Genomic DNA, 6459 nt, shown 5'->3' on the forward strand with positions numbered 1-6459 from the left:
GCAGGACCGCGGTGACGGCCTTGCGCACGGGTTCACTTGGCCTTTTCCGCATCCGCCTGCAGGGCGTCGAGGACGGCCTTGACGTCAGCGTCGGGCTTGGCGATCTCTCCGATCCGCTGTTTGACGGAGCCGGCGACGGCCGTCCACGCCGGGTGGCCGGTCGGGGCGAACTTGGCGTGCGGCAGCAGGGCGATGTACGCCCCGAGCACGGGGTCGTCGGCGAGGCCGTCGGAGGCGCTCTGTGTGGTCGGCAGGAAGCCTTCCTGGGTAAGGAACTTGGTGTAGTTGTCCTTCTGGTAGAAGAAGTCGAGGAACGCCCTGATGGTGGCGGTCTTGTCGGTGTCGCCCTTGAAGCCCACCAGCACGTCCTGCACACCGAGCGTGGTGGAGGGGATACCGTCGTCCTTGGTGGGGAGCGGGGCGACGCCGTAGTCCTCGGTCGTCATGCCGGCCTTGTCCAGCATCTGCCCGAACGTGCCAGGGAAGCCGAAGACCATGCCGACCCGGCCATCGGCGAACGGCTGCCAGGCGCCGTCGGTGCGGTTGGTCGCCCAAGGGTTGGCCTGGGTGACCTTGTCGCTGTTGACGAGCTTGTTAAGGAATTGGGCGGTGGCGACGTTGGCCGCGCTGTTGATGTCCCACGCGCCGGCCTTCTGCCAGTCGCCGCCGCCGTTGTAGGCCCACAGGGCGAACTCGCTCTGTGCCTCCTCGGCGCCGAGCGGCATGGCGTAGCCGGTGAACCCGGCTTCCTTGATCTTCTTGGCGGCGGTGACGAACTCGCCCCAGGTCTTCGGCGGCCCGGCGACACCGGCCTTGGCGAAGATCTTCTTGCTGTAGTAGAGGGCACGGGCGCTGGCAATGAAGGGCAGCGCGTAAGTGGTGCCGTTCAGCGAATCGTTGTCGACGAACGTCTTGATGAAGTCGCTCCGCACCACCGGTGAGACGATCTTGTCGATGGGGTGGAGCAGGTCCGCCGCGGCATACGCCGACCAAGTGTTGTAGTTGAGCACGTCGGGCTGCTGCTTGTTGGCGAGCAGGGTGGTGACGCGCTGGTCGTAGTCGTTCCAGGACACCACCGACAGCTCCACCTTCTTGCCCGGGTTGGCCTTCTGGAACTTGTCGATCAAGTCCTTCCAATAGGTCTGCGTCTTGTCGCTGTAGGCGGCGGCCATGAACGTGATCGTGCCCGGGTCGCCGCCGGCGCCCGCTCCCCCCGACGCGCAGCCGCTCAAGGCGAGGGAAGAGAGGGCGAGTACCGCGGCGATGGTGGTGGTGATGCGTTTCATCCAGCGCTCCGATCTAGATATACGGACTAGTACGTACCAGTCCGTACGTGTAGCCTTACCCTGCAAACTTCGGAGCGTGCTGTCAAGCCCTGAATACGAAACGAGTCCCGACATGAGCGAACTGGCCGTCGCCCTGCTGGGGTACGGCACGGCGGGCGCGATGTTCCACGCGCCGCTGATCACGGCGGCGCCCGGGCTGAAATTGACCGCGGTGGTCACCGGGAACGCGGCACGGGCCGCCGCGGCCCGCTCTCGGTGGCCGTCGGCCCGCGTTCTCGCCGCGTCCGACGAGGTCTTCGCCACGGCCCACCATTACGATCTCATCGTGGTCGCGACGCCGCACACCTCCCACGTCCCGCTCACGCTCCAGGCCGTCAAGGCGGGGCTGGCGGTCGTCGTGGACAAGCCGCTGGCCATCTCGCTGCCACAAGCTCAAGCCCTGCGGGCGGAACTGGACGCCCTCGGAGCGCTCGGCCGGGTGGGCGTGTTCCACAACCGGCGCTGGGACGGCGACTTCCTCACCGTCCAGCGCCTGCTCCGGGAGGGGGCCCTCGGCGAGCCGCACCGTCTGGAGTCCCGCTTCGAGCGGTGGCGGCCAGAACCGCGCGCCGGCTCGTGGCGGGAACTGGCCCCGCCCGGCGACGGCGGCGGGGTACTACTCGATCTGGGCAGCCACCTGGTGGACCAGGCGGTGACGCTGTTCGGCGCGGCGCGGTCGGTGTACGCCGAGGTGCTGTCGCGGCGAGCGGGCGTCAGCGCCGGCGACGACCTGTTCATCGCGCTGCGCCACGACGGCGGCGCCGTCTCCCACCTGTGGGCCACGGCCACCGCCGCATCTCCGGCGCCGCGCTTCCGCCTGCTGGGCTCGGCCGGCGCGTACACCAAGTACGGCTTGGACGTTCAGGAGGAACAACTGCGCAGTGGCAGCACCCCGGCGGACCCGGACTGGGGACAGGAGCCGTCGCCACGATGGGGGCTGCTCGCCTCCGTCGAGGGCGAACGCCGTGTCGCGACCGAACCGGGGAGTTGGCAATGCTTCTACACTCACGTACATGCGGCGCTAAGTGAGGGACGGCCGCTCCCGGTGCCAGTGGAAGAGGTGCTGCCTTCGATGGCGGCCTTGGAGATGGCGCGGATCAGCGCCGCGGAGCAACGAGTCGTCGAAGCCGACGCCGCGCCGATGAGTCAGTGGAAGGGCGGAGCATGAGCAGCACGATCGGTGTCCGCGGTCCACGGCCGAAATATCAGCAGCTCCGCGACATCCTCGTCGAAATGATCGCCAAAGAGCTGTCGGCCGATGATCCGATCCCGTCGGAGAGCGAGCTCCAGGAACGCTTCGGCCTGTCCCGGATGACCGTACGCAAGGCCGTCGAGTTGCTGGTGAACGAGAACCGGCTCTACCGGGTGGCCGGAGTCGGCACTTTCGTCGCCGCACGCCCCACAAGTGTGGAGCTGCACCTGTCCTCCTTCAGTGAGGACATGCGGGCGCTCGGCCTCACCCCCGGCCAGCGGACCGTCCTGCTGGAGGAGCGCGCCGCCGATGACCGCCTGGCCCACGAGCTCGCGGTGCGGGCGGGCGAGCCACTGATCTGTTTGGAACGGGTACGGCTGGCCGACGGGGTCCCGGTCTGCTTCGAACGGTCCCACCTCGTACGCCGGATGGTGCCCGACCTGACCGAGCGGTGGGCGGACGGGTCGCTGTTCGAGCTCTTGGACCGGGTCTACGGGCTACGGCCGACCTGGTCCCGGCAGCGGATCACCGCGACACCGGCTGACGAGCATCTGTCGGCCATGCTGGACGTGCCACCGGGAACCTCGCTGTTGGCCATACGGCAGCACGCTTACAAGGACAAGACGCTCGTGGAGTACTGCACCTCCCTATACCGGACCGACCGGTACGAGCTGTCGATCGTGCTGGACGAGTCAGGTCTCGCCCTGGCTCCCTCCATCCGCTGATGACATGCAGGACATCTGACTGCTCGACCCCTGGCAGAACTGCACGACCCAAGCGGTGCGCCGCTCCTGGATGAGCTCCCGTCAATGGCCAGAACCATGACGTTTCATTACCTCGATTGCTGCCAGGGTGGAACATCTCAGCGCCGCTCATCTGCCGGCGGGGTTGGATGCCGCATTTGCACTGGTAGCTGGTTGATTCAGACGCCCCGAAGTCCGGCAGCGTGCTCGTGCGTGTATCGGCGGGATGCTGTCCGGGCTGGAGCGTAAGAACGGCTGGTCGCCGGCCGAGTACGCCGGCGAGGCCACACCGGATGGAATGCAGCGACTGTTCAACGCCGCCAGATGGGACGTCGACGGCGTGCACGACGACATCCGCGCCTGACGGCCTTTGGCTTTGCCGTTCCAGAGCCGATTTCCGAGGTAGCCTCCAGGGCGCTCCTGGGCTGATAGGTCGGTGTGCAGGGGACTGTGGGGGTGGCTGAGCGGGTCCGGTGGGGGGCAGTGAACGGGCATCTGCTGCGCGCGGAGCTAGTCGGATTGGTTCTGGCTGGCGTCGATCGCGCGCTGGTAGCGCCTCGTCAGCTTGCGTAGCGCGTCCACCAGTTCTGGCGAGTCCACGATCGTGAAGTCCGCGTGCAGCATGCCCAGATAGAGGGCGAGCATCTCCGGGTGGTCCGAGCCCGGCTCGAACGCGCACCGATCCTCGCCCACGGACTCCACCTGGGCGGGGATCGGCAGCCGGGCCCGCACGTACGCCGCGGGCGCGTGCACGATCACCCGTGCCCGGTATCGCCAGGTCGCCTCGCCGACTCCGCGTGCCACCTGCGCCGCGATCTCCCGGTCGGGCGGCAGGGCACGCGGCCTGAAGCGCGGCCCCATCGGGCTCGATCCGGTCGACCCGGAAGGTACGCCAGGCGTCCCGGTCCACGTCCCAGGCCACCAGGTACGCCCGGTAGTCGAACCGGAGCCGCTCATGGTCCCGGCAGGCGCTCGCGATGACGGTCAGCACTGCGCCTGCCGAAAACCCAGGGACAGATCTTTGGGTTTGGTCACCCAGCGCCCAGTGGAGCTGAGCTGCTTGGTTCGGATCCACTTCAGGTAGTCGGCATCTCCGCCCGTTCAGCGTCATGGCCCGATCCGGCCCGCCCTCAGCGTGAAGTGGTGGCGACGTATCCGGCGCTCCCGCCACGTGACGATTCCGGCAACATGCGATCTTGGTACACGCCCTTGCCCGCACGCGCAAGCCGCGCGCCGAAGGCGCGCTCCAACAAGGCAGCCCGAACGGAGCGAGGACCTTCGGGGGTCGAGCTTCAGCTCGACTGGAAGAACGCCTGGAACCCCGACCCGCGAAGCGCGCCCAAGGTGGAAGACCCGCTTGTGGACCTGACCTTGCCGCTTACTCGAACATCGCGCCGCAGGTAGAAGAGTCGCGAAAACTGTTAGGCACCGATGCCTGACGTTCCCGATGTACTGTCGCGCTCTGACAGGAAGATCAGAAGAGAGACAAGTTGGGAAGGAGCTTGCCTGCTGCGTTGATCAGCCGTTCCGTTGTGGCGATCGCCGCCTCCGCCTCGACCGTTTCGACATCATCGCCGGGACGCATCGGATATTCGATCTCGTTACGGCGCCGACGCAGCGCACCGAAGTCTCTGAAGGCATCACCGAACTGGGCTCGCAGCACTTCCTCCACAACGTAGTGTCCCCCCGCAGTGGTAGGCCGAAGGCCTTGGTGCGCCAGCACGGCCGTACAAGCGTGCCGGGCGGCGTCATAGGAAAGGATGAAAGCGCTGTCGGGATCGTCGGCAATTCCGCGCGCGGTCCGCAAGGTGCGCTGGGCGCGTTCCACCCAATCAGAACCGTCTGCGGCCGAACCGGTGACCTTCTGCAGCCGCCCTTCTGCGAGGAGACGCTCCACCAAAGCCTCGCCTCGACTCCAGCGCATCACTCGCCCTCCTCAGGAGATTGCTTCACCCAGACCAGCGGTGACGAACGAATCTGCCTGACGAGGGGGTCCGTGGCCTGTCTCCAACGGTCACGAGCGATGAGAACGGGATTGACCTGGATGCCCAGCCTCCTCTCCACACGCTCAGCGGCTTCGTACACGTCGGTTCGAGACAGATGGCCGATGACCATGACATCGATATCGTTCGGAGGCGCGCCGGGCTCGCCGAGATATCGACTTGCCCAGGAGCCGAAGATGGCCACCGCGTCCACATCGGATAGTGCGGCGAATTCCTGTTCGATGAGAAGATGGGGCCCAAACGCCAACGTCAGAAGCTCCGTAAGAGGCCTGGCATAACGGCCCGGCACCATGGCCCGGATCAAGTGAGCCCTGCCGACCCTGCGCCCACTCAACAGGCCGGCTTCTAGCAAGCGCCCCACTTCCCGTTGCATGGTCGTCAGCGGAACTCCCACGTGCTCAGCGAGCTCGGTTACCGAGAACTCGCGGTCGGGCTGAAGGTACAGCAGGGTGAGCAACTCCGCCTGATGCCGTGACCGGAAGATCGGCAACAAGTACGGCGGCTCACTACGCATAGATGAAAGTTATCACCCACCTATGCGTAGTGTGCGGGAAACCACATACGTTCCGTGGTCAACGCTCGCCGCATGTAACGATCCAACCTACAACTGCAACGTGGCGACATGAACGCTGGACAGCGCGGCCGAACCCATCGGCGCTATTGGCCGCTCGTTCAGGTGGTCGGTACGGGTCGCCGCGCCCCGAGCTGGACGCCCAAGCCAGCGAGGCCGGTCATCGAGCGTTTTTCTGGGGTCGTGGCTTCGGCGCGATCGGAAGCAGCGCCTGACCCCGCGAGCGCGAAGCGCCTCTGGCGAAGCCCGTTGTAGCCAGGGATGAGCGGCAACTCGCCGACAACCGAATCGGGGAACGGGCGGGCTGGAAAGAAGCGCCCGGAGCGAAGCGAAGGCCCTTTGTAAAGGAAGAGAGTGGAGCTATGGGGACTCGAACCCCAGACCTCCTCCATGCCATGGAGGCGCGCTACCAACTGCGCCATAGCCCCTTGATCCGTCGCCAAGTGTATCGGAATCCCACCGTCCTCGCGCCAAGCCGGCCGCCGCCCGGCCGCCGCCCGGGACGCGCCAGCTAGGCCGCCCGCCGTACCGGCATGCCCGTCTCGCGGATGAGGGCGCGGAGGTCGACGCCTGTCGCGCGCAGGATGCGGGCGGCGCCGTTCGAGGCGTCGGCGAGGAGGCCCCA

General features: G+C 66.8%; 6 protein-coding genes, 1 tRNA gene and 2 pseudogenes. 3 read left to right on the top strand and 6 right to left on the bottom strand.

From position 1 onward, the window contains the following. Positions 1-32: 32 nt before the first annotated feature. Positions 33-1286: an extracellular solute-binding protein gene (locus DQW85_RS08765; RefSeq protein WP_162794846.1), complete on the bottom strand. Its 1254-nt coding sequence runs from the start codon at positions 1284-1286 to the stop codon at positions 33-35. 112 nt (positions 1287-1398) lie between these two features. On the opposite strand from DQW85_RS08765, the gene DQW85_RS08770 reads away from it, so the two are divergent. The 3 genes and pseudogenes from DQW85_RS08770 to DQW85_RS48145 form a co-directional block, all read left to right on the top strand. After that, the gene (locus DQW85_RS08770; RefSeq protein ID WP_113699868.1) at positions 1399-2493 is read left to right on the top strand and encodes a Gfo/Idh/MocA family protein; all 1095 of its coding nucleotides are present in this window, start codon (positions 1399-1401) and stop codon (positions 2491-2493) included. Then, entirely contained in the window at positions 2490-3242 is a 753-nt protein-coding gene (locus tag DQW85_RS08775) for a GntR family transcriptional regulator (protein WP_113699869.1), read from the top strand. The genes DQW85_RS08770 and DQW85_RS08775 overlap by 4 nt, the downstream gene beginning before the upstream one ends. Before the next feature lie 151 nt (positions 3243-3393). Then, a pseudogene (locus DQW85_RS48145) lies at positions 3394-3618 on the top strand (IS701 family transposase); the annotation flags it as partial. A 152-nt stretch (positions 3619-3770) separates the two neighbouring features. On the opposite strand, the gene DQW85_RS08780 reads toward DQW85_RS48145, so the two are convergent. From DQW85_RS08780 to DQW85_RS08795, 5 genes and pseudogenes are all read right to left on the bottom strand, one after another. Continuing rightward, complete coding sequence (locus tag DQW85_RS08780; protein ID WP_205314981.1) at positions 3771-4121, bottom strand: WCX domain-containing protein; 351 nt, start codon at positions 4119-4121, stop codon at positions 3771-3773. Positions 4122-4155: 34 nt separating this feature from the next. Then, positions 4156-4371 (bottom strand): annotated as a pseudogene (locus tag DQW85_RS48150) (hypothetical protein); the annotation flags it as partial. 363 nt (positions 4372-4734) lie between these two features. After that, positions 4735-5184, bottom strand: coding sequence for a HEPN domain-containing protein (locus tag DQW85_RS08785; protein WP_240197034.1), 450 nt, complete (start codon positions 5182-5184; stop codon positions 4735-4737). Beyond that, a complete protein-coding gene (locus DQW85_RS08790) occupies positions 5184-5777 on the bottom strand; it encodes a winged helix-turn-helix domain-containing protein (RefSeq protein ID WP_113699871.1) in 594 nt (197 codons plus the stop codon). Before DQW85_RS08790 ends, DQW85_RS08785 begins: the two co-directional genes overlap by 1 nt. 412 nt (positions 5778-6189) lie before the next feature. After that, a tRNA-Ala gene (locus DQW85_RS08795) sits at positions 6190-6262 on the bottom strand. Between the last annotated feature and the right edge of the window lie 197 nt (positions 6263-6459).

It is taken from the genome of Nonomuraea lactucae (assembly GCF_003313395.1).
GTDB classification, from domain to species: domain Bacteria; phylum Actinomycetota; class Actinomycetes; order Streptosporangiales; family Streptosporangiaceae; genus Nonomuraea; species Nonomuraea lactucae.